Here is a 24,464-nt window from a genome sequence, read left to right on the forward strand (position 1 = left end):
ACCTCGGAGGGCGCGGACAAGCAGGCAATGAAAAAAATCATATAGCTGGCTAATGTTTCTATCCAATATATTGTTCGACCTGTTTGATAGCTTTAACGACCTAATGGGGTGTCCATGGAATTGCGTCACTTGCGCTACTTCATCGCCGTCGCCGAAGAACTGCACTTCGGCCGCGCCGCACAGGTGCTGGGCATCTCCCAGCCACCGCTGAGCCAGCAGATTCAGGCGCTGGAACAGGAAGTCGGCGCACGGCTTTTCGAGCGTACCAATCGTCGGGTCGAGCTCAGCGAAGCCGGGCGACTGTTTCTGGAGGAAGCGCGACTGGTGCTGGCTCAGGTCGACAAAGCGGCAGATGTAGCCCGCCGCGCGCAGCTTGGAGAACTGGGGGAGCTGAAGATCGGCTTCACCTCTTCGGCGCCGTTCAACTCGACCATTCCCCAGGCGATTTTTTCCTTCCGCCAGCGTTTCCCGGCCGTGCACCTGAACCTGCGGGAGATGAGCAGCACCATGGTGGCCGACGCACTGGTGGACGAGTCGATCGAGGTCGGCATCATGCGCCCGCTGGGTTTACCGGATTCGTTGAACGTGGTCGAGCTGATGCGCGAGCCCTTGGTGGCGGTGCTCAGCTCCAAACATCCGCTGGCCCAGGGCAGTGAGGAAGGCCTGTTTCTGTCAGCTCTGGCTCTCGAACCGTTCGTGTTCTTCCCCCGCAGCTACGGCAGTGGTCTGTATTCGCAACTGATCAGCCTGGCCCGTGACGCCGGGTTCAGCCCGCACTTCGCTCAGGAGGCGGGGGAGGCGATGACGATCATCGGCCTGGTGGCGGCGGGCCTGGGCGTGTCGGTCATGCCGGCCTCGTATCAGCGGATGCGCATCGACGGCGTGGTCTATCGACCGCTGCTGGATCCCGAGGCCGTGACCGCGGTGTGGCTGGTGCAGCGCAAGGACCAGAAATCACCGATGGCCAAGGCGTTTGTCGAATTGCTCACGCGCAAGGTCGAAGCCGGTTGATCAGGGCAGCCGTACCAGATCACCCTTCAACGCCACCCGCGTCACAAACACCCCGGCGCGACATTCGTATGTGTTCAGATCCTTGCGCACATGCTGGTCGTAGTAGCTGACGATATTGGTCACCGCATTCGCTCCGACGCGCTTGGCCTGGGCCTGCAGGGCAATCAGGTTCGATTGCAGCACCCACTCGCAGGAGTCGTGATCGCTCTTGTTGAAACCATTGGTCTTCAGATCGCTGACCACACCGCGCTGCAACATCCGCTGAGTCCCCTGTGGTCCATTGCCGATCAGGTAAAACTTCACACTGCCATCCAGCCGCCCGGCACGAATCGCATCCGACAGCACGGTTTCGAACGGCATGTACATCAGGTTGGTGGCGTGGCTGGCGCTGGGAAGCAGGCTGAAAAGGGCGGCGGCGATCAGGGCTTTCGCTTGCATGGTCATCTCCTTGACGTAACGCGCAGCAAATTACGGGTATGACGAGTGTAGACGCCGTATATCGGACAGAGAGAAGTCCATGTAGAGTGCGTGTAGCTCAACGGCTACGGCTGATCTCGAGACATCAAGCAAGCCAGGCTCATCGCGGAATCCTGGCAGGAGCAAAACCCATGACCGAACAATTCACTCGTTGGGACTCAGCCGAGTACCTCAAGACAGAAGAGGACATGGCCAACTATCTGGACGCCTGTATGGAGGAGGCGGGTGACGACCCGGCTTTTATTGCCAAGGCACTTGGCACTATCGCTCGGGCGCGTGGCATGACCCAGGTCGCGCGCGATGCAGGGCTGTCACGGGAAAGTCTTTATCGCGCACTGTCAGGCGAGGTAAATCCCGAGTTTGGAACGATCCTCAAAGTCATGAAAGCGCTGGGACTGAAGCTGCATGCCAGCACATGATCTGAACTGAAAAGGGCGCCGAAAGGCGCCCTTTGTCGTTTCCGGCGGTTACTGAACCGTCGCCAGATCACCCTTCAACGCAACGCCGGCCATGATCGCACCCGCGTGGCATTCGTAGTTTTTCGCATCCTTGCGCTCGTTGCTCTTGTAGAAGCTGACGATGTTGGTCACGGCATTGGCGCCGGCGTTTTTCGCCGCCTGGTGCAGGCTGATGATCGCCGATTGCACGACCCACTCGCAGGCTTCCTGGTCGGACTTGTTGAAGGCGTTGGTCTTCTTGTTGGTCACAGCACCGGGGCTGACGACGCTGACTTTGCCGGCCGGGGCGTTGCCCGCCAGATAGAATTTCACGCTGCCGTCGATCTTGCCGGTGCGGGTTGCCTCTGCGACCGCTTGGTCGAATGGCAGATAGACCGCCGTGTCACGGGCCTGGCTGACGGCCGGCAAGGCACAGATGAGCAGGGCGGCAGCGAGTTGGTTGAAGCGCATGGAGGTCTCCTTGACCTGGATTAATTCGGTTGCGTCCAGCGGCGGAAGATCAGCGAGGTGTTGACCCCGCCGAACGCGAAGTTGTTGTTCATCACGTAGTCGTGGTGCATCTGGCGGAACTCGCCGCGCAGGTAGTCGAGTTTGCCGCAGTGCGGGTCGACTTCGTCGAGGTTGAGCGTGTGCACGTACAGGTCGCGGTTGAGCATTTCGATGCTGAACCACGACTCCAGCGCTCCGCAGGCGCCCAAGGTGTGGCCGAGGAAGCTCTTCTGCGAGCTGATCGGCATGTGTTCGCCGAACAGGCTGCTGGTGGCCAGGGTCTCGGCGATATCGCCCTGCTCGGTGGCCGTGCCGTGACCGTTCACGTAACCGATGGCGTCAGGCGTGAGGCCAGCGTCTTCCAGTGCCAGCTCCATCGCACGGCGCATGGTGACCTGTTCCGGGCGGGTGGTGTGCTGGCCATCGGCGTTGCTGCCGAAGCCGACGATTTCGGCATGAATGTGCGCACCGCGAGCGAGGGCGTGTTCCAGTTCTTCGAGCACCAGCATGCCGCCGCCTTCACCGATCACCAGGCCGTCGCGACCCTTGTCGTATGGGCGTGGCGAGGTTTGCGGTGCATCGTTTTTCAGGCTGGTGGCGTACAGCGCGTCGAACACCATGGCCTCGGTCGGGCACAGCTCTTCGGCACCGCCGGCGAGCATCAGCGGCAGGCGGCCGAACTTGATCGCCTCGTAGGCGTAGCCGATGCCCTGGCTGCCACTGGTGCAGGCGCTGGAGGTCGGGATCAGGCGACCAGTGAGGCCGAAGAAGATGCTGATGTTCGCCGCCGTGGTGTGCGGCATCATCCGCACGTAGGAGTTGGCGTTCAGGCCTTCAGCCACCGAATTCAGCAGCATGTTGCCGAACGCCTTGATCTCGTCGGTGCTGCCGGTGGACGAACCACAGGCGACGCCCATGCGCCCGTCCTTGATCGATTCGTCGCCCAGCAGCCCTGCATCGGCCAGCGCTTTTTCCGCCGCGCCGACGGCCAGCCGCGAGACCCGGCCCATGCTGCGCAGTTGTTTGCGGGTCCAGTGCGCCGGCACCAGAAAATCATCGATCGGCCCGGCCAGTCGGGTGTTGAGTTCGCTGAAACGATCCCACTCGTCCATCCGGCGGATGCCGCTGCGATTGGCCGCAAAGTTACCGGCGATGGTGTCCCAGTCGCTGCCCAGCGAGGTGATGCCGGCCATGCCGGTGACGACAACGCGCTTCATCAGCACAAGCCTCCGTTGACCGCCAGGACCTGGCGGGTGATGTACGACGCTTCCGCCGACATCAGGAAATTCACCGCACCGGCCACCTCTTCAGGGGTGCCCATGCGTTGTGCCGGGATCATTTTCATCAGTTCTTCCACCGGCACGTTCTCGTCGAGCATGGCCGTGTCGATCAGACCCGGCGCGACACAGTTGACTGTAATTTTGCGCTTGGCCAGTTCGATCGCCAACGCCTTTGCGGCACCGATCACGCCAGCCTTCGAAGCGCTGTAGTTGACCTGGCCACGGTTGCCGATCAACCCCGAGACAGAAGTGATGCAAACGATGCGACCAGCGGCGCGGCGACGGATCATCGGCATCATCACCGGGTGCAGAACGTTGTAGAAACCGTCGAGGTTGGTGCGCAATACCACGTCCCAATCGTCGTCGCTCAAGGCAGGGAACGCGCCGTCGCGGGTCAGGCCGGCGTTGAGCACCACGCCGTAGTAGGCGCCGTGAGTTTCGACGTCGGCTTCGAGGATGGCTTTGCAGGTATCGCGGTCAGCCACGTCGAATTGCAGGATGCGCGCGTTGCGGCCGAGCGCTTCGACTTCGGCTTTCACCGCTTGCGCTTCGGCCACGCCGCTGCGGCAATGCAGGACGATATCGTGGCCGGCCTTGGCCAGGCGCAGTGCGATGGCGCGGCCGATGCCACGGCTGGAGCCGGTGACCAGTACGAATTCAGTCATCGTTCGACTCCTTCAATTGTTCAAGATATTGCGCCGCGTGCGGCGGGCGGAACACGTTCAGCCGGGCGCTGGCTTCGATGCCGGGCGCATTGATATGGCATTCGAACACGCCCATGCCGTTGTCATCTTCCAGCGAGCGGATGCCGTGGATGGTCAGTTCACAGCCGACCGGAAACGCCTCGACATTGCATTCGAACTTGCGGGTGCCGAGCAGGAAACCCAGCTCCACCGGGTTGCCTTTCTGCCGGGCATGGCAGCCAGCGAAAGCGGCAACACTCTGCGCCATCAGCTCGACGCCGACCCACGCCGGCAGACTGCCGTCGGGCAGACTGAACAGGCCGTCGGGTTTGACTGTCAGGGTGGTGTGGATCTGCTCGTCGTCGAAGCTGAGGATCCGGTCGATCAGAATCATGTCGCCAGCGTGGGGCAGCAGTTCGGCGAGCGGCCAGTCAGTCATGGGGCGTCTCCGATAATCAGGCTGACGTTATTGCCACCGAAGGCAAACGAATTGCTCATCAGGTAGCGGGGTGCAATGGACGCCAGGCGCTCGCTCGCGGTCACCCACTTCAGCGCTGGCAGGTCCGGATCGGCCTGGCCGTCCCAGACGTGCGGCGGCAATGCGTGGTCGGGGTTGTCGGCACTCAGGCTCAGCCAGCAGAACGCGGCTTCCAGTGCGCCGGCAGCACCGAGGGTATGGCCGGTCATGGGTTTGGTCGAGGAACAGGCCACGCCCTGCGGGAACAGGGTGGCAACGGCCAGGCTTTCCATGGCGTCGTTGTGTTGGGTGGCGGTGCCGTGCAGGTTCAGGTAGCTGATTTGCGTGGCTTGCAGTCGGGCGCGATTCAGCGCCTGTTGCATTGCTTGCAACGCGCCACGGCCGGATGGCTCCGGTGCGGAAATGTGGTGAGCGTCGGAACTGGCGCCAGCGCCCAGCAGGGCAATGGCCGGGCCTTCGCCGCGCTGTTTGCTCATGACGAACAGCACCGCTGCCTCGCCGATGTTGATGCCGTTGCGGTTGGCCGAGAACGGGTTGCAGCGCTCCCCGGAAACAGCTTCCAGCGACGAAAAGCCATTGAGGGTCAGTTTGCACAGGCTGTCGACACCGCCGCACAGCACCGCGTCGCACAGCCCCAGATCGAGCAGGCGTTTGGCGCTCATCAGGGCCCGGGCGCTGGAGGTGCACGCGGTGGAAATCACGTAGGTCGGGCCGCTCAGTTGCAGCCAGTCGGCGAGGAAGGTCGCCGGGGCGCCGAGCTCCTGTTGCCGGTAGTCGTAATCGTCCGGGAACTGCTGGTTGCGAATGTAATGCGCCAGCCCCTGGCTGGCCTCGTCGATACCCGAGGTGCTGGTACCGAGCACCACGCCGATACGGTCCGCACCATAGCTCCGAATCGCAGCGTCAATGTCGTCGCGAATCTGCAACGCAGCTTCCAGCAGCAACTGATTGTTGCGGCTCTTGTGCGCCGCCATCTGCGGCGGAATGGGCGCCAGATCACCGCGTACGGCGGCCACCGGCAACTCGCGCTCCGGCACCCAGCCAGCCTCGTGGCGCATGCCCGAGCAATCACCGGCGAACAGGTGGCGGGCGACTTCTTGCTTGTCACGACCCAGGGCGCAGATCACGCCGAGGGCGTTGAGGTAGGCGGTCATGGCGTCGATTCACCTAGGGGAGACACGCGATAGTGCGGGCCTTGGGGCAGATTCAATTCGAAGCTCGACGGTTGTGAATAGCGGATGTCCCAGCGTGCCGGCAAGGAACGTTGCCCGTCGTGCTGCTGCGCGGTGGGGTAATTGCGTGACAGCTCGCCGGCAGGCGTCAGGGCGAACAGCAGTGCAGCGAACAGCTCCCGGGCTTCCGGATTCGGCGGCAGCAGGCCGTCGGCCTGCCAGCGTCCGTCGATCAGTTGCTGACGGGCCTGGGGAATGCCCAGCGGATCCATCATCGACCAGCGGATACCCGGGCCCTCGCGCTGGATCACCAGCAACCAGTCCTGGCGCTGTCCGGCTTGCTGGCGCTCGATGTGCAGTTGCAGCGGCAAGGGCAGCGTCGGGTTATCCACAGGCAGCGGCGCCTGGCCGGCGCAAGCGCTCAAAAGCAGTGCAGCGCCGAGAACAAAAAAACGCCACACATCGGACACTGTGGGAGCGAGCTTGCTCGCGAATGCGATCTCACATTCGACCTTTCTGGTGTCTGACACACCGCTTTCGCGAGCAAGCTCGCTCCCACAGGTAAGGTGTGGCATCAGTTATCACCTTGCAGCGGTTTGCGCGCCACGACGTTGACCAGGGTTTCTTCACGCTGGCCAAACGGCTTCGGCTTGCGCAGGCCAAAACGTTCCAGCAGGCCGAAATCTTTCGCCCGGCTCCACCAAAGGTACGGGTAGGAAACATTCCGTTCGCCGAACTCGAAGCCCTGCTGGCGAATCATTTCCAGATACTGCGCCGCACTCTTCTGCACATGCATCGGATGACGGAACAGCCAACGGATGACCCACGTATCAATGTAAGCCTCGGTGGACTCGGCGAACAGCAGATAACCGCCCGGTTTGAGCACCCGGTAGAACTCGACCAGGGCCTTTTCCTGTTCCACCAGATGATGAAAGGTCTGGTGACAGAACAGCAGATCGACGCTCGCATCCGGCACATTCAGTGTCGCGCAGTCGCTGCCGATCAGTTCGACCTCGAAACCCTGACGCGCGGCCTCTGCGGCGCTCAATTCCAGGCTTTGCGGGTCGGCATCGACGCCGATCAAACGCTGTGGAGCGAAGGTCTGGCGCAGGTGGCCGAAGGATTTGCCCTGGCCGCATCCGGCATCCAGCAGCACCGGATTGGCCGGCAGCGCTTCGCTGAACAAGCCGCGCAAATCGTTGATCGCCACGCGCAACACATGGTGCTGCCAGGTGTGGCTGCGCAGGAACCAGAAGCCGAAACGGGTTTCCTCGACGTAGCTGTCGCTCAAGTAATTCATGGGGCGTCCTTTGCACAGAGTTCGGAAATCGTCTTCAGTCGGCGGCGGGCCTCACTGACGAACGGGTTGCGTTCGTCCCAGGCATAACCGGCGAGAATCGAACAGATCATGCGACGGATGTCCGGGGAGGCCTGCTCATGGAAAATCACGTCCTGGAAAGTGCCGGCGTACCAGCCTTCGACGTAGGCGCGGAAGGTATCGACGCCGCGTTTCAAGGGTTCGGCGAACTCGCTTTGCCAGTCCACGGTTTCGCCCTGCAACTGCCGGTGCAATACACCGGCGGCCATGCTCGCCGAGCGCATGGCGATGGTCACGCCGGAAGAGAACACCGGATCGAGAAACTCGGCGGCGTTGCCCAGCAGAGCAAAACCCGGACCGTGCAGGGTTTTGACGTTGGCGGCATAGCCGCCGAGGGTGCGCGCCGGGGTGTCCCACACGGCGTTGTTCAGCACCTTCGCCAGGCTCGGGGTTTCAGCGATGAAACCGCGCAGGCAGGCATCGAGATCGGCGTCGCGACCGTTGAAATGTTCAGCAGCAGCGACAACGCCCACCGAGCAGCGACCGTTGCTGAACGGGATCGTCCAGAACCAGATATCGCGATGCTGCGGGTGGGTGGTGACGAGGATCTTTTCGCGGTCGAAGGCCGGGTGATCGATGTGATCTTCGACATGGGTGAACACGGCCTGGCGCACCGGGAAATTCGACGGTGCTTCCAGATCAAGCAAGCGTGACAGTACGCGGCCATAGCCGCTGGCATCGAGAACGAAACCGGCCTCGACACGGTACTCGCTGCCGTCCTCACGACGCACATCGAGTTGCGGTTGCGGGCGGTCGAAATCGACGCTGACGATGGCATCGCCATAACGGATTTCCACGCCTTGCAGCGCGGCTTGATCGGCCAGCAGTTTGTCGAAGTCGGCGCGTTGCACCTGGAAGGTGGTCGGTTTGCCGCCGGTGAACGTATCGCCGAAATCGAACGCGCTGTAGCGCTCGCCCCAGGCGAATGCAGCGCCGGTCTTGCGCTGGAATCCGGCGGCGTTCACCGCATCGAGCATGCCGGCTTCTTCGACGAAATCCAGGCAATGACTGAGCAGGCTTTCGCCGATGGAAAACCGCGGAAAATGCTGGCGCTCGATGACCAGCACATCGTGCCCCTTGCGCTTGAGCAACGCAGCGGCAATGGCGCCGGACGGGCCGGCGCCGATGATCACGACCTGACGGGATTCCATTTCAACGATTGGCACGCGAGCTCCTGGGTACGGCAATAGGGTTCAGAGACGCACGGTGCAGGCCGATGAAGGCCGGCAGCAGCGTCGCGATCAGCCCCATCAGCATCAGCGCAAAGTACAGCGCCGGGCTGATGAGTTGTTGTTGCAATAGCAGGTTGAGAAAAACGATTTCACTCAAGCCGCGAATGTTCAGCAGCACGCTCTCGCGCCAGCGGCTGGCGCCTTCGAAGGATTCACCGGCCCAGCCGAGGCCCAGCCAGTTGCCGAGCAATTTGCTGGCAATCGGCAACAGCAGCAGCGCTAACCATTGCACAGCGCCGAGGCTGACGAGGGCGCTGTGCACATCGATCTGCACGATGCCAAAGGTGAGGATCAGCGGAATCGCGATCCACGTCTGCAAACGGTTCATCCAGCGTGCCGGCAACGGCAGAACCAGCGGCACTTTCATCACGGCCATGCACAGCAGGTAGCCGATGCCGAAAATCAGTGCATTGAGCTTGTAGTGTTCGGCCAGCACCAACAGCGCAAAAAAGCCGAGGCTGTAAGTCAGCGGCCGGCGGATGCCGAACACGCGCAACAGCAATGGCACGCAGGCCAGCCCCAGCGGCAGCAACAGACTGCTCAGGTGCAGACTGCCCTGGGCGAGGCCGAACAGGGTCCAGCAGGTCAGGTCGATCAGGATCGCGGTCTGCACCAGACGCCGGGTGGCGGCGGGCGGATAATCGATGTGGCGCAGGTACAGGTACAACACCGGGATTGCGGTGATGGCGAACACCAGACCGATGGCCAGCGAGTTGATCCACGGTTGCGCCGGCAGCAGCCAGTACGCCGTCGCCAGCCCGCAGGCGAACGGTACGGCGAAACTTGGCAGGGCGATTTTCACGCTCTGGCGATCCAGACGCAGGTCGATCACATCGCTGAGGATGTGCCCGAGCAGTAGCGCAAAGCTCAGGCTGTAGAGGTTTTTCAGCCACTCCGGCGCAATCAGATCGGCGCCACTGAGCTGCCAGCCCGGTTCGATCCAGAAATACATCAACAGCGGCAGGATGAAGCTGGCCAGCAGCAACTGGCTGACAATCGGAATCAACCCGAAATGCCGGCCGACGCGGGTGGCCACGGCAAACAGCGCCAGCGCCATCAGCCAGAAGACTGCAACCATCATGCTGTCGGCTCCGCGACTGTCGCGGTGTGGGCATGTCGCCCGGCCCACGGTGCCAGCATGAAGCTGAAGGCCAGCCCGAGACTCACAGACAGACCGAAATTGCTCACCGCCGGTGTACTCGACACCGCCAGCAGACCGAACGACAGCCAGGTCGTCAGCGCCGCCAGCAAGGTGCCGAGCAGGCTCACGGCCGCACCGCCAACCTGCTCGCGCATCAGGATTGCGTAATCGACGCTGATTGCCGTCACCAGCAGCAGGCCGAACAGGCTGAACAGGGTCAGCGGCTGACCGAGCCAGCCAAGGCTGGCCAGACTGCACAGCGCCGCGAGCAGCGGCAGGGAAACGATGCGCAACGCGCCGCCGAGGCCGAATGGCAGGATCAGCACCAGCACGATCAGCACGCAGGAGGCGAGTTTCAGTTCGGCGGCGCTGATCTGGGTTTCGGCAAACACCCGGTTCAAGTCACCGAGTCGATCCACCAGCTCCACGCCGGGCAAGTCCAGTGCCTGCACCCGCAGCAGCGCCGGGTTGTTCAGGCCTTGCAGGCTGACCATCGCCGCCACACCGCCCTCGACCGGGCCGAGCCACAAGGTGCGGTAAGGCTCACCGAGCGGGCCGGTGAGCGCGGTGTCGATGTCTTCGGCGGGCAGTGATTGCAACTGCGTCAATTCGGCTTGCAGGGCTGCCGGCGGAACGCCGACTTCAAGCAGTGGCTGCCAGAACTGCGGCAATTTGTTCAGCGCTTCGCGAACCTGCTGTTGCTGGCTCGGCGGGCTGACCAGTTGGTTGAGCGCCAGAAAACCCTGCAACTTGTCGAGGTTGACCAATTGCTCCAGTCGCTCACTCAACGCGGCCTGACGTTCCAGCAGTTGCTCCTGGTTTTCCGCGCGCACCAGGAAGAACTGGCTGGTCGGCTGATAACCGGTGATGCGGGCGATGGCCTGCGCCTCATCGGTCAGATGCTGCGGTGCGCCGACCCACTGGCGGATGTCGTTTTTGCTTTGCAGTTGCACCAGACCGCCGGCGCAGAAGGCGATCAGCAGGGCAAACAGAATCGGTGTGCGTACGTGTTCCAGCAGGGTTTCCCGAAGGCTGACCATGCGTTCAGCCAGACGTAGCGGCCACTGCGCCGGGCGCAATTCAACGCTGCTCAACAGTGCCGGCAGCAGGCACACCGCCGACAGGTAAGCGCCGAGCAGTCCGGCGGCGGAGAACACGGCGATCTGGGTCAAGGCCGGGAACGGTGTCCAGGCCAGCGCCAGATAGCCGATGGCGCTGGTGATCAGGCTCAGGGTCAGGCCCGACACGGTCAGGCGCAGCGCCGGCCAGCTGCGCCAGGGTTTGAGGCTCCAGCTCTTGGACAGATAGTGCAGCGGGTAATCTACCGCGACACCGATCAGGCTCGAACCGAGCACCAGCGTCATCACATGCAGATGCCCGAACAGCGCCACGCAGGCCACCGCCCCGAACAACATGCCCACCAGCACCGGAATGAACGCCAGCAACACCCGCCAGCGGCGGAAGGCGAGCAACAGCAGCAACAGAATGCCGAGCGTCGCGCCGCCGCCGACCCAGGAAATTTCCCGGGTCGCTTGCTGCTGACCGTTGGCCGCGTAGAGCAATCCGCTGGCGGCCAGCAGTTGCACATCGGATGTCGCTGCTTGCTCGCGGCTGTGTTGCAGCAGCGTGGCGACTTGCAGTGGCAGGTTCATGTCGAAGGCGTTGCCGGTGGTGCGCGCGCGCAGCAGCACCCAGCTCTTGCCGTCGGCATCGGCGATCAACGCGCCGCTACCGATGTCGAGTTGCACCGCGCCGTGCTGTGGCTGGCTGTTCTGGATGCGTCCGGTCAGACCCAGCCAGTCGTCCTGGCTCGGCACCAGACTGAATCCGGTGAACGGATCGAACAGCGCCTGCACCCGTTGCTGGATAAAGGCATCCGGGTGTTCGATCAGCAGTTGCCGATCATCGGCCGAGAGCATTGCCAGTCGCCCTTGCAGCAATTGCGTGCGCAGGGCGGGAAGGTCGGCTTGCAGGTTCCACTGGACCTTTTCGAACAGCCCACTGGCCTGCCATTGCTCGCCCAGAGTCTGGGCCATGGCGACGGCTTGCTGGCGATCGGTGTGGCCGACCAATACCAGCATTTCCCGGTTGAGCGGTTCCTGCATGCGTTGTTCGGCACGTTGCTCGACCGCGTCCGGATGGGTGCCGGGCACCAGTTCCATCAGGTTCGCCGACAGCGGTGCGCCGTCGCGCCACTGCCACGCGCCCAGTGCGACGACGGCCAGCAACAGGATCAGGAACAGCCAGGGCAGCCTGCGTTCACTCGGCAAAGTCATGTTGCTCCGCGTCACTCAACGGTTGGCCGGCGGTGCTGTCCTGCATGCGCAGCACGGTGCTGTCGCCTTGGGTTTCCAGCAGTTCGATGGTGTTCACCAGGGTGCCGCCGGTGATGTTGATCTGGTTAAACACCTGCTTGAGCAGCACCGAGCGCGGGGTCAGTGCCAGATGCCATTGCTGCGCATCGCCGCTCAGAGCCAGTTCGAAATCCCGTTGCAGGCCGCTGCTGTCGCCTTGCAGCACGGCGAGGAACAGACGGTTCTGTTCGGCGCCGGCGCTCTTGCCGGGCAACACTTGCCAACCGCTGACGTCACGGCGGGCGATGCCTTTGGCGTTGATGCGGTAGTCCTGCTGCAGCGGGGTTTTCAGTAACCAGAGCAGGCCGTGGTTTTTCGCCAGCACGAAGCTGCCCTTGCTGATCAGCGGCTGGGGCAGGGCACGCAGGTGCTTTTCCTGGATGAACTGGCCGTGGATCACATCCGGTTTCGCCAGTTGATCGCTCAGCTGTTGCAGGTCGAAGGCGTTGGCCAGCGACGACAGCGTCAACAGCGCCAGGGCCCCAAGGGATTTCACAAACACATTCATCGCAGCATCCTTTCCACGGCATCGGTGAAAACTTTCGGCGACGCCAGTTGCATCTCGCGGCTGCTCACCTCGACAGCGACCTGCACCGAACTGGCGCGGGTCAGGCGCTCGCCGGTCTCGGCGTCGGTGATCAGGTAGTGAATCTTCAGGCGGTTTTCCCATTCCACCAGGCTGGCGCGCACGTTCAGCCGCTGACCGAACACCGCGCCGCGCACGTAGCGCAATTGCAGGTCGATCACCGGCCAGGCGTAGCCCGAATCGACCATCTGGTTGTAGTTGTGGCCGATCTTGTCGAGCAGCGCGCAGCGCGCCACTTCCAGGTATTTCACGTAATGGCCGTGCCAGACGACGTGCATGGTGTCGACGTCAAAGAACGGCACGAGGATTTCCGTATCGGCGTGAAGCACTCCGGCGCTACGCATGCAGCCTCCAGTGTTGCTCGGCGATGCGTTGCAGGCACAGGCGCAATTCGCCTTCCAGGGCGCGGTCTTCGATCACCGGCGGGAAGTCTTTGGCCAGCGCTTCGTGCATCTCGGCCAGGGACGGAGGCAGTGGTCGTGCGTCTTCATCACGGCCACGCAGCCACACGCCCTGATTGGCCGCGAGCAGCGTGGCGGCGGCGACCTGTTCGGTCAGCTCCAGCACGCGAATGGCATCGCGAGCGGCGATGGTGCCCATGCTCACCTTGTCCTGGTTGTGGCACTCGGTGGAGCGCGAGAACACGCTGGCCGGCATGGTGTTTTTCAACGCTTCGGCGGTCCAGGCGCTGGCGCCGATCTGCACAGCCTTGAAGCCGTGGTTGAGCATCGCCCGGTCGGCGCTGGCGCCGGACAGATTGCTCGGCAAGCCGTGGTTGTAACGCTCGTCCACCAGCAGCGCGAGTTGGCGGTCAAGCAGGTCGGCGACGTTGGCCACGAGGTTTTTCAGGCTGTCCATGGCGAACGCGATATGCCCGCCGTAGAAGTGCCCGCCGTGCAGCACGCGCTCGGCTTCGGCGTCGATGATCGGGTTGTCGTTGGCGCTGTTGAGTTCGGTCTCGATGAACGAACGCAGCCAGTTCAGGCTGTCGGCCAATACGCCGAGCACGTGCGGTGCGCAGCGCAGCGAGTAGCGATCCTGCAGGCGATGCAGCGGCGCGGTCGGCGCGTCGATCGCCAGATCCTTGCGCAGCCACGCGGCGACCTGCATCTGCCCCGGATGCGGCTTGGCGGCGAACAGGCGCTCGTCGAAGTGTTCCGGATTGCCTTGCAGCGCCACCACGTTCAACGCGGTGATGCGCGTAGCCAGTTGCAGCAGGTAATCGGCGCGGGCGTAGGCCAGGCAGGCGAGGCCGGTCATCACGGCGGTGCCGTTCATCAGTGCCAGCGCTTCTTTCGGGCGCAGCACCAGCGGGGTCCAGCCCAGTTCGCGATGCACATCGGCAGACTGGCGGCGCTCGCCACGGAACATCACTTCACGCTCGCCGGACAGGGTCGCGGCGACGTAGGACAGCGGCGTCAGATCGCCGCTGGCGCCCACCGAACCCTCTTCGGGGATCAGCGGCAGGATGTCGTGTTCGAGGAAGGCATGCAGGCGTTCCAGCAGCTCGATGCGCACCCCGGACACGCCGTGGCACAGCGACTGCAAACGCGCCGCCAGCACTGCGCGGGTGGCCTGGGCGTCAAGCAGTTTGCCCAGCCCGCAACCGTGGAAAGTGTAGAGATGCTGCGGCAGCGCTTCGACGTGATGCAGCGGCACCGCCACCACGCAGGAGTCGCCGTAACCGGTAGTCACGCCGTAGATCACGCCTTCCTTGTCCAGCAGCGAATCGAGAAACCGCGCGCCTTTGGCGATGCGTTCGCGGTAGTCGGCGTCGCTCTGCAACTGCACGGGTGCCTGACGGTTGGCCAGGGCCAGCACGTCTTCGATGCGCAAAGGGCGTTCGCCGAAGGTTACCGGCTCATGGGTTGGCGTCGTCATCGGTCTTCCAGAAAGGGTAAAAGTTGAACCATTGCTTGGGGGCTTCGAGGCAATAGTGACTCAGGCGTTCGGCATAGCGGGTCGCCCACTGATGAATGACCTGTTCGCGGTCGCGGCGGGTCCAGGTCACGGCCTCGGTGAACGGCTCGAGGGTCAGGCGATAGTGTCCGTCAGGTTGTTTAAGGCACATCAGCAGATTGACCGGGCATTTCAGCAGGCCGGCCAGCAGCCACGGGCCCTGCGGGAACCGCGCCGGGTGACCGAGGAAATCCACGGTCACGCTGCGGCCGCCATGCAGCGGTACGCGATCACCGGCAATCGCCAGCCATTCGCCGCGCTCCAGGCGTTCGTTCAGTTGCAGCATGACCCCCGGGTCCAGCTCGCTGACCTGGATCAGCCGCAGATTGGTCGCCCCGGCTTCGCCCAGCAGGCGGTTGAATTGCTCGGCATGCTTGGTGTGCACCAGCACGTTCATGGTGACCTTTTCGCCGATCTCCGCCAGCGCCCGGCACACTTCGAGGTTGCCCAGATGCGCGCCCACCAGCATTTGCCCGCGACTGCCGCGCAACTGATTGCGCAGCAGCGCCGGGTCGATGATTTCGATCTGCTCGATGCTCAGCTTGCGGTTCCACACGTCGAGCTTGTCGAGCAGTGAATCGGCGAACGCCATGAACTGCCCGAACACGCGCCACAGGCTCGGGCGCAATTCATGGCGCCCACTCCAGTCGGCGAGGCGTTGCTGATACTGCCAAGCACTACGTCGGGCCGTGCGGCCGAACAGGAAGAAGTACAGGACGATACCGTACAGCAACGGGCTCAGCAGGCGTCGGCCAAGGACCTTGGCGGCGAACGCAGTGAATTTCATCAGCAGGAAACTGCCGCGCTCTTCGCGGTCGGCCCAGTGCTTCTTGTCGGTTTCGACCGTCATGCGCGCCACCGTCGCCAGAGGATCGCGGGCGAGCGCAGCAACATGCCGAAGAACAGGCGCGTGTGCATGCTCGAAATCAGCACGTTGTCGTGGAACATCCGAAAGTGCGACACGCCGTCCAGCGGGTAGTGCACGCTGGTTTGCAGCCAGCGCATCGGCTGGTTGCGCCAGGACAGGCGCACGAGGATGTCCGAGTCGAAATCCATGCGCTTGCCGATCCGCGCCGAATCGATCACTGCCAGTGTCGGCTCCAGCGGATACACCCGGAAACCACACATCGAGTCGCGGATCTGCAGCGACAGGGTGTTGATCCACACCATCACGTGAGTCAGGTAACGGGCATACAGGCGGCCCTTGGGCACGCTGGCGTCGTACAGCGGATAACCGCAGATCAGCGCTCGCGGATGGGCGCGGGATTCCTCGACGAACCGCGCGACATCCTGCAAGTCGTGCTGACCGTCGGCATCGACCTGCAAGGCGTGGCTGAAACCCAGCCGCGCGGCTTCGCGCAGACCGGTCATCACCGCGCCACCCTTGCCCTGATTGGTGGTGAGGCGCACCAGATACACCCGCTCGCGCTCGGCCAGTACATCCAGCACGGCTGCGCAGGATTTGCTGCTGGCGTCGTCCACCAGAATGCACGGCAAGCCTTGAGCGAGCAGGGCATCGACCACGGTGGTGATCGCGGTTTCGTGGTTGTAGACCGGGATGACCGCGCAAGGATTATGCATTGCCAGTCCCCAGCAGAATCCGCCCGCTGGAGCAGGTGGCCGTGTCGTTGCGGTAGGCGAAATACAGTTTGCCGCGTTCAGGGTCGAAGCGCAGATGCAGCTGGATTTCATCGCCGGGGCGTACCAGTTGCTGGAACTTCAGCACTTCCATGCCGGCGAACGCGCCGGAAAGGTTCAACAGTTGCCGACCAAGGTTCAGCGCCCACTCGACCTGCACCACGCCTGGCAACACCGGGGCCTTGGGGAAGTGACCGCTGAAGTAAGCAAGGTCTGGCGGCACACTCAGTTGCAGGCTCCACTCGCCATCGGTTTCGGTCTGTTCCAGAACCTCAGGTGCCTTCGGGCGCGGTGCCAGCAGTAGGGCTTCGACGTCGGCCTGAGGCAACTTGCCCTGAGGGTTCAGCGGCAGTTGTCGCAGCAAGCGCCAGCGCCGGGGCAGGGCGAGGGCTTCGCAGTGCTCGCCGAGGTGACGGCGCAGGGTTTCGGTGAGGCTGCGGCGGCCGTGCTCGCGCAGGGCAAACAGGCCGGATTCGCTGAGCACCAGCAAGGCGCCGAGGGACGCGCGGTTTTCCTGCACCACACCGAGCCGTGCTTCGGCGACCCAATCGTGGGCGACCAGGGCCTGCTCCAGCATCGGCAGGGAGATGCGTTTTTCTTCCAGTTTGACGATCCGGTCCAGCCGCCCGAGCAGTTCGAAGCGACCATCGGCTTCGATGCGCGCGGCATCGGCGGTGTGTTCGACATGCCCGGCGGGCAGGTACGGTGACGCGATCAACAGGGCGCCGTCGCCGTCCTGGCTCAGCTCGACACCAGCGAATGGCTGCCACAGCTGTTGGCCCTGACGCCAGGCGATGCCGCCGGTCTCGGAGCTGCCGAGGATTTCCGTCGGCCACTGCCGCAAGCGCTGGTGCAGGCTCTGCGCGGCATCTGCCGGCAGCGCGCCGCCGGAGGAAAACACTCGGCGCACGGCGCTCAGGGCCGGCCAGTCGAGGTTGTCGCCCATGCGCTTGAGCAACGCCGGGCTGGCCACCCAGGCGAAGGCCGGGTGTTCGCGGCTGGCGCGCTGCATGTCTTCAGGAAAGGCCAGTTGTTTGCGCAGAAACACGCGGCCGGCACACAGCGGCCACAGCACACGGAACAACAGACCGTAGATGTGTTGGGTGGCGACGCTGCCGATGATGCAGGCCTCGCCGAGATCCGCGCCCCACAGTTGCTCGAGGGCTTCGACTTCGTTGGCCAGTTGCCGCAGGGATTTGTCGATGCGTTTGGGCTCGCCGCTGGAGCCGGAGGTGCACAGGCTCAGGCGACACTGGTCGAGATCCAGTTCGGCACCCGTCAGTGCGGTGCCCTGCAAGTCGCTCAGGTGCACGTCGTCGGCGTGATCGGTCAGCCACAGGTCGACTTCTTGCGACCAGCGCTGGCGTGTCTGCGCTTGCAGATCCGAAGGCAGCAAGACGCTGACGCCGGCGCGCCAGGCACCCAGCAGGGCAATCGCCAGTTCTGCGGCATCTTCCAGGTGCACGGCCAGACGTCGCACGCCCCTGGCTTGCAGGCCGGCGGCCAGGCTCAGGGCCTGTTCGCGCAGGTGTGCGTGATCGAGTGCCGGCGCGACGGTGACGGCGCGCTGCGGCAGATCCTTGAGCAACAGCTGCTCAAGTTTTATCCAGTTCATGGGCGACCTCTTACCCGTTGTCGTATCAGCCATTCAATGGCAAACATCAGGCCGATCAATCCGTAGGAGATCAGGCCGGTGTACAACATCCACCAGTGCAGCGGCGCCCAAAGGGTCAGCAGGGCCGCGCACAAGCCGTTACAGAAAAAAAACACGCTCCAGGCCACGGTGACCTGGCGGGTGTAGCGGATCGCCTCGGGCGGCAATTGCGGCTCGCGAATTCGCGCCAGACGTTCGACCATCGGCGGGCCGTATTTCAGGCTCAGGCTGAACAGCACCAGCATGAAGCCGCTGATCAGCACCGGATACCAGCGCAGCAACAGCGGGCTGTCGAACAGCGCCAGCAACAGGCAGAACACGATGGCCACGCAGGCCATCCACAGACTGCCGGGCTTGCGCTCGCCGGTCAGGGCGCGGGCCAGCCACAGGCTGCCCAGCAGCAGGCCGAACTGCCACGGCGCAAAGTGCTCCATGCCGAAATACACCGCAAAGGGATACAACAGGCCCGCCAGCAGCAGGCCGAGGCCGATCAATCGGCTCATGCGGCCGGTTGAACCAGACGGTAGACCGCCTCGACCACGTCGCCGACGGTACGCACCGACTTGAATTCCTCGGCGGCGATTTTCTTGCCGGTCTGACGCTTGATGTGGTCGATCAGGTCGACGGCGTCGATGCTGTCGATTTCCAGGTCCTGATACAGGTTCGATTCCAGGCTCACACGGGCCGGGTCCAGTTCGAACAGCTCGACCAGGGCATCGCGCAGGGTGTTGAAGATGTCGTCACGAGTTTGCATGGTCCGGTCTCAAGCTGCCTGTTTTGCCGTGACGAACGCCGCGAGGCTCGCCACGTTGGTGAAGTGGTTGCGGGTGTCCTTGGCGTCGGCGTCGATCTTGATGCCGTACTTTTTCTGGATGGCCAGGCCGAGTTCCAGGGCGTCAACGGAATCCAGGCCAAGGCCCTCGCCGAACAGTGTCTGGTCGTCGCCAATATCGTCGACGCTGATGTCTTCGAGGCCCAGGGCGTCGATGATCAACAGTTTTATCTCACGGTGCAGATCGCTCATCTTCGGCGAGCTCCTTGATAAAAAAATGGTGCAGAAAGTCGTTGAGCTTGCGCGAGGCCTGCGGTGCAGGGCCTTGTGCGGCAAAGGTCTGTGGGTCTATATCGGCCCCGACGCGAAAACTGAAGTGAACACGGCGGCTCGGGATGCGATACCACGGCTCGGCCTTGGTCAAAGTGGTCGGGCTGACCTTGATGATGACCGGAGTCAGGATTTTCGCACCGCGCAGCGCGATGGCCGCAGCCCCCCGATGAAAGGCCGGGGCCTGACCGGGTTGGGTGCGCGTGCCTTCCGGGAAAATGATCAGGGTCTGGCCATCCTGCAATGCGCCGGCGGCGGCATCGAGCATGTCCATGCTGCCGTCGTTGCTGATGTATTCGGTGCTGCGCAGCGGGCCACGGGTGAAAGGGTTTTCCCACAGCGTTTTCTTCACCACGCAATTGGCGTGGCGCACCAGACCGATCAGGAACACCACATCGATCAGCGACGGGTGGTTGGCGATGATCATCTGCCCCGGCCGACCGAGGCGTTCGGCACCCTGAATGTCATAGGTCAGCACGCCGGTACGGGCCATGAACCGGACGAAAAACCAGAACAGCCGACTGACGGTCTGCCGCGCCCGCTCGCGATGGGTTTTAGCGTCACCCGGCAGGCAGCCCAGCAGCGGAAAAACCAGCAAACGCAGGCACAGCCCGCCCAGCCCGAAGAGGGCGAAGCTGATGGCGGTGGCCAGCAGGCGCCAGTAGTAGGCGTCGCGGTGCTTTTCGGTCACAGGTTGCGTTGCCAGGTCCATACACGATTTTTCCAGGCATGTTGGCAAAGGGTTTGCTGGCCGAGCAGGGTTTGCAGCAGATTCAGTGCATGGGGCCATTGCGCTTTGGACAGTGCTTCGGGGGCGCTGTTCAGGGTCAGCCGCCAGTCGGTACCGGGGGTCAGCAGCAAGCCGACCGCGTACGGAAACGGCACATCATCGATCCACGCCGAATAGGCCTGGGGCGGTTGTTCTTCGGTGATCACCAACAGTACGGCGGGCGCGCCTTCCTCCAGCAGGGCGGCGGCTTCCAGCACGCCGTGTTCTAGACCGTCGCCAGCGGCGGCGAGGGCCGTCATCTCGCTGGTTTCGCCGCGCATGATCGACCACAGGCCGATGATCGCGTTGTGTACGGAGAGACTGAACTGGGTCGGTGACAACGGCTGCTCATTGGCCAGGTCACTGAGGATGTCGAAGGTGCGCGGCGTTTCGCCGTGACGGGACACGAACACCAGCGGCAGGTTTTCCCGACCGTCGGCCAGTGGCCAGCCGACACTGAAGGCCATCCGCGCCAGGCGGCTGAGACGGCGGCGCTGCATGGCGGGAAGGAACGACACATCGGGCGCGGCATCGCTGCTCGGCAGCACGACCGGCTGTCGGCTCCAGGCTTGCCAGGCGTCCACGCTGTCGAGCCCGGGAGCCCAGGCGCGCCATTGGGCGATGTTGAAGTTGATCACGGACATTCATCCCGCCCCTGCGGGCTAAATTTGACGCTGTTTTGCCAGCGCCGCAGACGCGCTGACCTTGCCGGAAGTGGCGTGGCGCTTGGCCCCGGGTGGCGCGCATTATCCCGGTGCGACGAGTGTGTAGCAAATGCTGGTTACATTTTGCGCGCTGAAATGGACCGAAGGGTACATGGCAAAAAATATCATTTGGCCATTATCCGGGTTGTGAAGGGATTGTCTGTCGGGCATATCGTCGGTCGAGGGCAGCATTTGCGCCGTGACTATTGAGATATTTACGCCTGACCCTGTAGTCCGTGTCCGCGAAGGTAGCGAAGCGGGGCCGGGCACCACTACACTCGGTCATTCTTTGATACACGGAGGTTTTGTCATGCGGCGCGTGGTGTTCAATCAGAAAGGTGGCGTGGGCAAATCCAGCATCGCCTGCAATCTGGCGGCGGTCAGCGCCAGCGAGGGTTATCGCACGCTGTTGGTGGACCTTGATGCCCAAGCCAACTCCACTCAGTACCTGACCGGGCTCACCGGTAATGACATTCCGATGGGCATCGCCGACTTCTTCAAGCAGACCCTGTCCTCGGGCCCGTTCTCCAAGAAGAACAAAGCTGATATCTACGAAACCCCGTTCGACAACCTGCACATCATCACCGCCACGGCGGAGCTGGCCGATTTGCAGCCCAAGCTTGAGGCCAAGCACAAGATCAACAAGCTGCGTAAGTTGCTGGAAGAGCTGGACGGCGAATACGACCGCATCTACCTCGATACCCCGCCAGCCTTGAATTTCTATGCAGTTTCGGCGCTGATTGCCGCTGATCGCGTACTGATTCCCTTCGATTGCGACAGCTTTTCCCGTCAGGCGCTGTATGGGCTGATGTCGGAGATCGAAGAGTTGAAGGACGACCACAACGAAGGCCTGGAAGTCGAAGGCATCGTGGTCAACCAGTTCCAGGCCCGGGCCAGCCTGCCGCAGCAGATGCTCGACGAGTTGATCGCCGAAGGGTTGCCGGTGCTCCCGGTTTACCTTGCCAGCTCAGTGCGCATGCGCGAATCGCACCAGGCCAGCACACCGCTGATCCATCTCGATCCGCGGCACAAACTGACGCAGCAGTTCGTCGAGCTGCACAACCTGCTCGAAGACGCCTGAAAAAACCATGTGGGAGCAATCTTCCACATGGTTTTGTGTTGTGTCAGATGCCCTGACTGCGTAGCCACGCCATCAGTTGCGGCAGCGGAAACGCGCCGCTCTGCCGCGCCACTTCACGGCCATTTTTGAACAGGATCAGGCTCGGGATCGAGCGAATCCCCAACTGCGCCGACAACTGCTGATTGGCTTCGCTGTCCAGCTTGGCCAGCCGGCATTTGCCCGCCAGTTGCGCCGCCGCCTGCTCGAACACCGGCGCAAACGACTTGCACGGCCCGCACCAGTCCGCCCACACATCCACCAGCAACGGCAGATCGCCCTTGATCTGGCTGGCGTAGTCGCCTTGCTTGAGATCGAACGGCTTGTTCAACAGCACCTCCGACTTGCAGCGCCCGCATTTCGGGTGGTCGCTGAGGCGTTCGGCGGGAATGCGGTTGAGGCCGTTGCAGGAGGGGCAGGGGATGAGGAGCGGGTCGGTCATGATAGGTCTCGATTGAGCAGTTGATGTCACTGATCTGGTGTCGAGGGAGTCATTTATCAATGTCTTGAATCGTCACAGTTTTCCGCCGGCCACCTTTCGATTGATGTCTAGGCTGAGAGCAAATTCCTGTTTTTAACGCTCGTCGTGAGGAGGTCGCTTTGACTGTATCTGCGTGCTACTTTTGTTGCACAAATCGAGAGATCGATGATTTCCACTTACCGGATCGGAGTGACTTCATGTCCGTAACGTCCAAAATTCGCCGTCAGGGAGGCGCTGCAGTCATAACGATTCCGCCAACGCTGTTGAAGCTGTTGCATTTGGATGTGGGAGCTCAACTGGAGCTGAATGTGGTTGAAGGGGAGTTGATAGCTCGCCCCGTGGCGCCTGTTGCTCGCAAGCGTTATAGCTTGGTCGAACTGCTTGAAGGCGCTGAGCAGTTGCAAGAACTGAATGCTCAAACTGCCGAAGCTCGCGAAGGTGAGCCAGTTGGCAGGGAGCTGGGTTGATGGTGCGTCGACAGCCCCCGCAGCGGGGAGATGTTTACTGGATTGATCCCAATCCCGTGGCCGGGCGGGAGATGATGAACAGGCATCGTTTTGTAGTCATCACTCCTCGGGAGATAAATGCTTTGGGCGTCAGCATGACCGTACCGATCACCAGCGGCGGCAATTTCAGTCGAACCTCGGGATTGGCCGTGACCATTTCTGGTCACGAAACCAATGGTGTCGCGGTGTGTAATCAGGTTCGTAGCTTTGATATCGAACAGCGTGTACGAGAGGGAAACGCGAAGTTTATTGAGCGACTGGACGACGTGACGATGGCGGACATCGTCGCTCGGGTAGTCAGCGCAATCGATCCGTTGGATTGAGCCTCCTCACGACGAACAACTGATCTCCAGATGCTTGCCCCACTCCGGCGGCCGTTCCGCATAGCTCTCCATTCCAGGTAGTTCCTCGAATGGATTGCTCAACACCGCATGCAGTCGGCGCACTTCTGAATAGTCACCCTGCTCGGCAGCATCAATCGCCTTCTGCGCCAGATAGTTGCGCAGGATGTACAGCGGATTCACCGCATGCATCCGCGCGCGGCGCTGTTCTTGATCGCTTGCACCATCGCGTGCGACTCGGGCGACATAGCGTTCACCCCAGGCATCGAAACCTTTGATATCGACGAAGTCATCGCGCAGGCGAGCGACGGCCTGTTCGGCTGACTCTTCGCCCAGACGCCGGAAGAACAGCGTGTAGTCGACGCCACTGTTCTGCATCAATTGCAACAGTTGCTCCAGCAGTTGCTGGTCGTCGTCTTCGGCCGTGGTGAAGCCGAAACGGCGGCGCATCAGGTCGAGGTAGTGCGCCTGGAACAGCGGCAGGTACAGGCCAAGGGTTTCGCGCAGGGCTTCGACGCTGATGAACGGAGTCAGGGCCTGGGCCAGGGCGCTGAGGTTCCATTGGCCGACGGGGACCTGATTGCTGAACGAGTAACGGCCCTGGTCGTCGGAATGGTTGCAGATGAAGTTCGCGTCGAAGTCGTCGAGGAAGGCGAACGGGCCGAAGTCGAAGGTGATGCCGAGGATCGACATGTTGTCGGTGTTCATCACCCCGTGGCAGAAACCGTAGGCCTGCCATTTGGCGATCAGTTCGGCGTTGCGTTCGACGATTTCGCGGAACATCGCCAGATACGGCTCCGGCTGTTCAAGGCACTCGGGGAAGTGCATCGCCAGCACGTGCTCGCCGAGCAGTTTCTGCTGCTCGGGCCGCTTGGTGTAATAGAAATATTCGAAATGGCCGAAGCGCACGTGGCTTGGCGCCAGGCGCAGGACCATCGCGGCGCGCTCCTGTTTCTCACGCCACACCGGGGTGTCGGAACCGATCACGCAGGCGGCGCGTGAGGACGGGATGTTCAGCGCATATAGCGCTTCGGACGCGAGAAACTCACGGATCGACGAACGCAGCACGGCACGACCATCGCCCATGCGCGAGAACGGCGTTTGCCCGGCGCCCTTGAGGTGCAAGTCCCAGTGTTCACCGGCTTCGTTGTAGACCTCGCCCAGCAACAACCCGCGACCATCGCCCAGTTGCGGCGTATACCCGCCGAACTGATGCCCGGAATAGACCATCGCCCGTGGCTCGGCATCGGCCCATAACTTGTGGCCGCCGAAAAGTTCAGCGAATTCCTGGGTGTCGGCCACCGCCGGGTCGAGATCCAGCAGCGCCAGGGCCGCCGGGCTGGCCACCACCAGCCGAGGATTGTCGATCGGTTCGGGCAGCACATGGGCCGAGAACGCATCGCCCAGGCGGGCGAAGCGGTTGTCGAAGGTCAGTTCGTCGAGGGCTTTCAAGG

The 24,464-nt window shown here is 62.6% G+C and carries 29 protein-coding genes; 5 read left to right on the plus strand and 24 right to left on the minus strand.

All coding sequences use genetic code 11. The features are described 5' to 3' along the window. The first annotated feature begins 114 nt into the window (after positions 1-114). A complete protein-coding gene (locus tag CAG02_RS16445) occupies positions 115-1,011 on the plus strand; it encodes a LysR family transcriptional regulator (protein ID WP_085711065.1) in 897 nt (298 codons plus the stop codon). Here CAG02_RS16445 and CAG02_RS16450 read toward each other — a convergent pair whose 3' ends face one another. Continuing rightward, the gene (locus CAG02_RS16450; RefSeq protein ID WP_085711066.1) at positions 1,012-1,449 is read right to left on the minus strand and encodes an excinuclease; all 438 of its coding nucleotides are present in this window, start codon (positions 1,447-1,449) and stop codon (positions 1,012-1,014) included. 170 nt (positions 1,450-1,619) lie between these two features. Between CAG02_RS16450 and CAG02_RS16455 the strand changes: the two genes are divergently transcribed. Further along, entirely contained in the window at positions 1,620-1,907 is a 288-nt protein-coding gene (locus CAG02_RS16455) for an addiction module antidote protein (protein ID WP_011332089.1), read from the plus strand. A gap of 48 nt (positions 1,908-1,955) precedes the next feature. Here CAG02_RS16455 and CAG02_RS16460 read toward each other — a convergent pair whose 3' ends face one another. From CAG02_RS16460 to CAG02_RS16560, 21 genes are all read right to left on the minus strand, one after another. Continuing rightward, entirely contained in the window at positions 1,956-2,396 is a 441-nt protein-coding gene (locus tag CAG02_RS16460) for an excinuclease (protein ID WP_085711067.1), read from the minus strand. Between the two features lie 20 nt (positions 2,397-2,416). Continuing rightward, positions 2,417-3,652, minus strand: a complete 1,236-nt coding sequence (locus CAG02_RS16465; protein ID WP_085711068.1) for a beta-ketoacyl-ACP synthase — start codon at positions 3,650-3,652, stop codon at positions 2,417-2,419. Next, a complete protein-coding gene (gene fabG / locus CAG02_RS16470; RefSeq protein ID WP_085711069.1) occupies positions 3,652-4,380 on the minus strand; it encodes a 3-oxoacyl-ACP reductase FabG in 729 nt (242 codons plus the stop codon). Before fabG ends, CAG02_RS16465 begins: the two co-directional genes overlap by 1 nt. Then, positions 4,373-4,837 carry a hotdog family protein gene (locus CAG02_RS16475; RefSeq protein ID WP_085711070.1) on the minus strand — a complete coding sequence of 155 codons (465 nt, stop codon included), beginning with the start codon at positions 4,835-4,837 and terminating at the stop codon, positions 4,373-4,375. Before CAG02_RS16475 ends, fabG begins: the two co-directional genes overlap by 8 nt. Further along, positions 4,834-6,030, minus strand: coding sequence for a beta-ketoacyl-[acyl-carrier-protein] synthase family protein (locus CAG02_RS16480; RefSeq protein WP_085711071.1), 1,197 nt, complete (start codon positions 6,028-6,030; stop codon positions 4,834-4,836). The genes CAG02_RS16475 and CAG02_RS16480 overlap by 4 nt, the downstream gene beginning before the upstream one ends. Next, positions 6,027-6,509, minus strand: a complete 483-nt coding sequence (locus CAG02_RS16485; protein ID WP_085711293.1) for a hypothetical protein — start codon at positions 6,507-6,509, stop codon at positions 6,027-6,029. Before CAG02_RS16485 ends, CAG02_RS16480 begins: the two co-directional genes overlap by 4 nt. 113 nt (positions 6,510-6,622) lie before the next feature. Further along, positions 6,623-7,348, minus strand: a complete 726-nt coding sequence (locus tag CAG02_RS16490) for a class I SAM-dependent methyltransferase (RefSeq protein ID WP_085711072.1) — start codon at positions 7,346-7,348, stop codon at positions 6,623-6,625. Further along, the gene (locus CAG02_RS16495; protein WP_085711073.1) at positions 7,345-8,592 is read right to left on the minus strand and encodes an NAD(P)/FAD-dependent oxidoreductase; all 1,248 of its coding nucleotides are present in this window, start codon (positions 8,590-8,592) and stop codon (positions 7,345-7,347) included. The genes CAG02_RS16490 and CAG02_RS16495 overlap by 4 nt, the downstream gene beginning before the upstream one ends. Beyond that, a complete protein-coding gene (locus CAG02_RS16500) occupies positions 8,579-9,739 on the minus strand; it encodes a sodium:proton antiporter (protein WP_085711074.1) in 1,161 nt (386 codons plus the stop codon). Before CAG02_RS16500 ends, CAG02_RS16495 begins: the two co-directional genes overlap by 14 nt. Continuing rightward, positions 9,736-12,075 carry an MMPL family transporter gene (locus tag CAG02_RS16505; RefSeq protein WP_085711075.1) on the minus strand — a complete coding sequence of 780 codons (2,340 nt, stop codon included), beginning with the start codon at positions 12,073-12,075 and terminating at the stop codon, positions 9,736-9,738. The genes CAG02_RS16500 and CAG02_RS16505 overlap by 4 nt, the downstream gene beginning before the upstream one ends. Further along, on the minus strand, positions 12,059-12,661 hold the full coding sequence (locus CAG02_RS16510; protein ID WP_085711076.1) for an outer membrane lipoprotein carrier protein LolA: 603 nt from the start codon (positions 12,659-12,661) through the stop codon (positions 12,059-12,061). The genes CAG02_RS16505 and CAG02_RS16510 overlap by 17 nt, the downstream gene beginning before the upstream one ends. Next, positions 12,658-13,083 (minus strand): thioesterase family protein, encoded by a 426-nt coding sequence (locus CAG02_RS16515; RefSeq protein ID WP_085685400.1) that lies wholly within the window; start codon positions 13,081-13,083, stop codon positions 12,658-12,660. Before CAG02_RS16515 ends, CAG02_RS16510 begins: the two co-directional genes overlap by 4 nt. Next, positions 13,076-14,620, minus strand: a complete 1,545-nt coding sequence (gene hutH / locus CAG02_RS16520) for a histidine ammonia-lyase (protein WP_085711077.1) — start codon at positions 14,618-14,620, stop codon at positions 13,076-13,078. Before hutH ends, CAG02_RS16515 begins: the two co-directional genes overlap by 8 nt. Beyond that, positions 14,601-15,548 (minus strand): glycosyl transferase, encoded by a 948-nt coding sequence (locus CAG02_RS16525; RefSeq protein WP_085711078.1) that lies wholly within the window; start codon positions 15,546-15,548, stop codon positions 14,601-14,603. Before CAG02_RS16525 ends, hutH begins: the two co-directional genes overlap by 20 nt. Continuing rightward, positions 15,545-16,279 (minus strand): glycosyltransferase family 2 protein, encoded by a 735-nt coding sequence (locus tag CAG02_RS16530; RefSeq protein WP_085711079.1) that lies wholly within the window; start codon positions 16,277-16,279, stop codon positions 15,545-15,547. Before CAG02_RS16530 ends, CAG02_RS16525 begins: the two co-directional genes overlap by 4 nt. After that, positions 16,272-17,951 carry an acyl-CoA synthetase family protein gene (locus CAG02_RS16535; protein ID WP_085711080.1) on the minus strand — a complete coding sequence of 560 codons (1,680 nt, stop codon included), beginning with the start codon at positions 17,949-17,951 and terminating at the stop codon, positions 16,272-16,274. The genes CAG02_RS16530 and CAG02_RS16535 overlap by 8 nt, the downstream gene beginning before the upstream one ends. Then, on the minus strand, positions 17,948-18,493 hold the full coding sequence (locus CAG02_RS16540) for a hypothetical protein (protein WP_085711081.1): 546 nt from the start codon (positions 18,491-18,493) through the stop codon (positions 17,948-17,950). Before CAG02_RS16540 ends, CAG02_RS16535 begins: the two co-directional genes overlap by 4 nt. Continuing rightward, on the minus strand, positions 18,490-18,744 hold the full coding sequence (locus tag CAG02_RS16545) for an acyl carrier protein (protein WP_007909503.1): 255 nt from the start codon (positions 18,742-18,744) through the stop codon (positions 18,490-18,492). Before CAG02_RS16545 ends, CAG02_RS16540 begins: the two co-directional genes overlap by 4 nt. Before the next feature lie 9 nt (positions 18,745-18,753). Beyond that, a complete protein-coding gene (locus CAG02_RS16550) occupies positions 18,754-19,014 on the minus strand; it encodes a phosphopantetheine-binding protein (protein WP_085711082.1) in 261 nt (86 codons plus the stop codon). Further along, on the minus strand, positions 18,995-19,804 hold the full coding sequence (locus CAG02_RS16555; RefSeq protein WP_085711083.1) for a 1-acyl-sn-glycerol-3-phosphate acyltransferase: 810 nt from the start codon (positions 19,802-19,804) through the stop codon (positions 18,995-18,997). The genes CAG02_RS16550 and CAG02_RS16555 overlap by 20 nt, the downstream gene beginning before the upstream one ends. Continuing rightward, complete coding sequence (locus tag CAG02_RS16560; RefSeq protein ID WP_085711084.1) at positions 19,780-20,505, minus strand: beta-ketoacyl synthase chain length factor; 726 nt, start codon at positions 20,503-20,505, stop codon at positions 19,780-19,782. The genes CAG02_RS16555 and CAG02_RS16560 overlap by 25 nt, the downstream gene beginning before the upstream one ends. A 370-nt stretch (positions 20,506-20,875) precedes the next feature. On the opposite strand from CAG02_RS16560, the gene CAG02_RS16565 reads away from it, so the two are divergent. Further along, positions 20,876-21,646 (plus strand): ParA family protein, encoded by a 771-nt coding sequence (locus CAG02_RS16565; protein WP_085711085.1) that lies wholly within the window; start codon positions 20,876-20,878, stop codon positions 21,644-21,646. A gap of 43 nt (positions 21,647-21,689) precedes the next feature. Here the strand turns inward: CAG02_RS16565 and trxC are convergent, their stop codons facing one another. Then, complete coding sequence (gene trxC / locus CAG02_RS16570; RefSeq protein ID WP_085711086.1) at positions 21,690-22,124, minus strand: thioredoxin TrxC; 435 nt, start codon at positions 22,122-22,124, stop codon at positions 21,690-21,692. 236 nt (positions 22,125-22,360) lie between these two features. Here trxC and CAG02_RS16575 point away from each other — a divergent pair, with 236 nt between their 5' ends. After that, positions 22,361-22,630, plus strand: a complete 270-nt coding sequence (locus CAG02_RS16575; RefSeq protein WP_085711087.1) for a PbsX family transcriptional regulator — start codon at positions 22,361-22,363, stop codon at positions 22,628-22,630. After that, positions 22,630-22,992 carry a type II toxin-antitoxin system PemK/MazF family toxin gene (locus CAG02_RS16580; RefSeq protein WP_085711088.1) on the plus strand — a complete coding sequence of 121 codons (363 nt, stop codon included), beginning with the start codon at positions 22,630-22,632 and terminating at the stop codon, positions 22,990-22,992. Before CAG02_RS16575 ends, CAG02_RS16580 begins: the two co-directional genes overlap by 1 nt. Before the next feature lie 6 nt (positions 22,993-22,998). Here CAG02_RS16580 and selO read toward each other — a convergent pair whose 3' ends face one another. Then, the gene (gene selO / locus CAG02_RS16585; protein ID WP_085711089.1) at positions 22,999-24,462 is read right to left on the minus strand and encodes a protein adenylyltransferase SelO; all 1,464 of its coding nucleotides are present in this window, start codon (positions 24,460-24,462) and stop codon (positions 22,999-23,001) included. Positions 24,463-24,464 lie beyond the last annotated feature (2 nt).

The sequence above is a fragment of the Pseudomonas sp. R43(2017) genome, assembly GCF_002112345.1.
GTDB classification, from domain to species: domain Bacteria; phylum Pseudomonadota; class Gammaproteobacteria; order Pseudomonadales; family Pseudomonadaceae; genus Aquipseudomonas; species Aquipseudomonas kribbensis.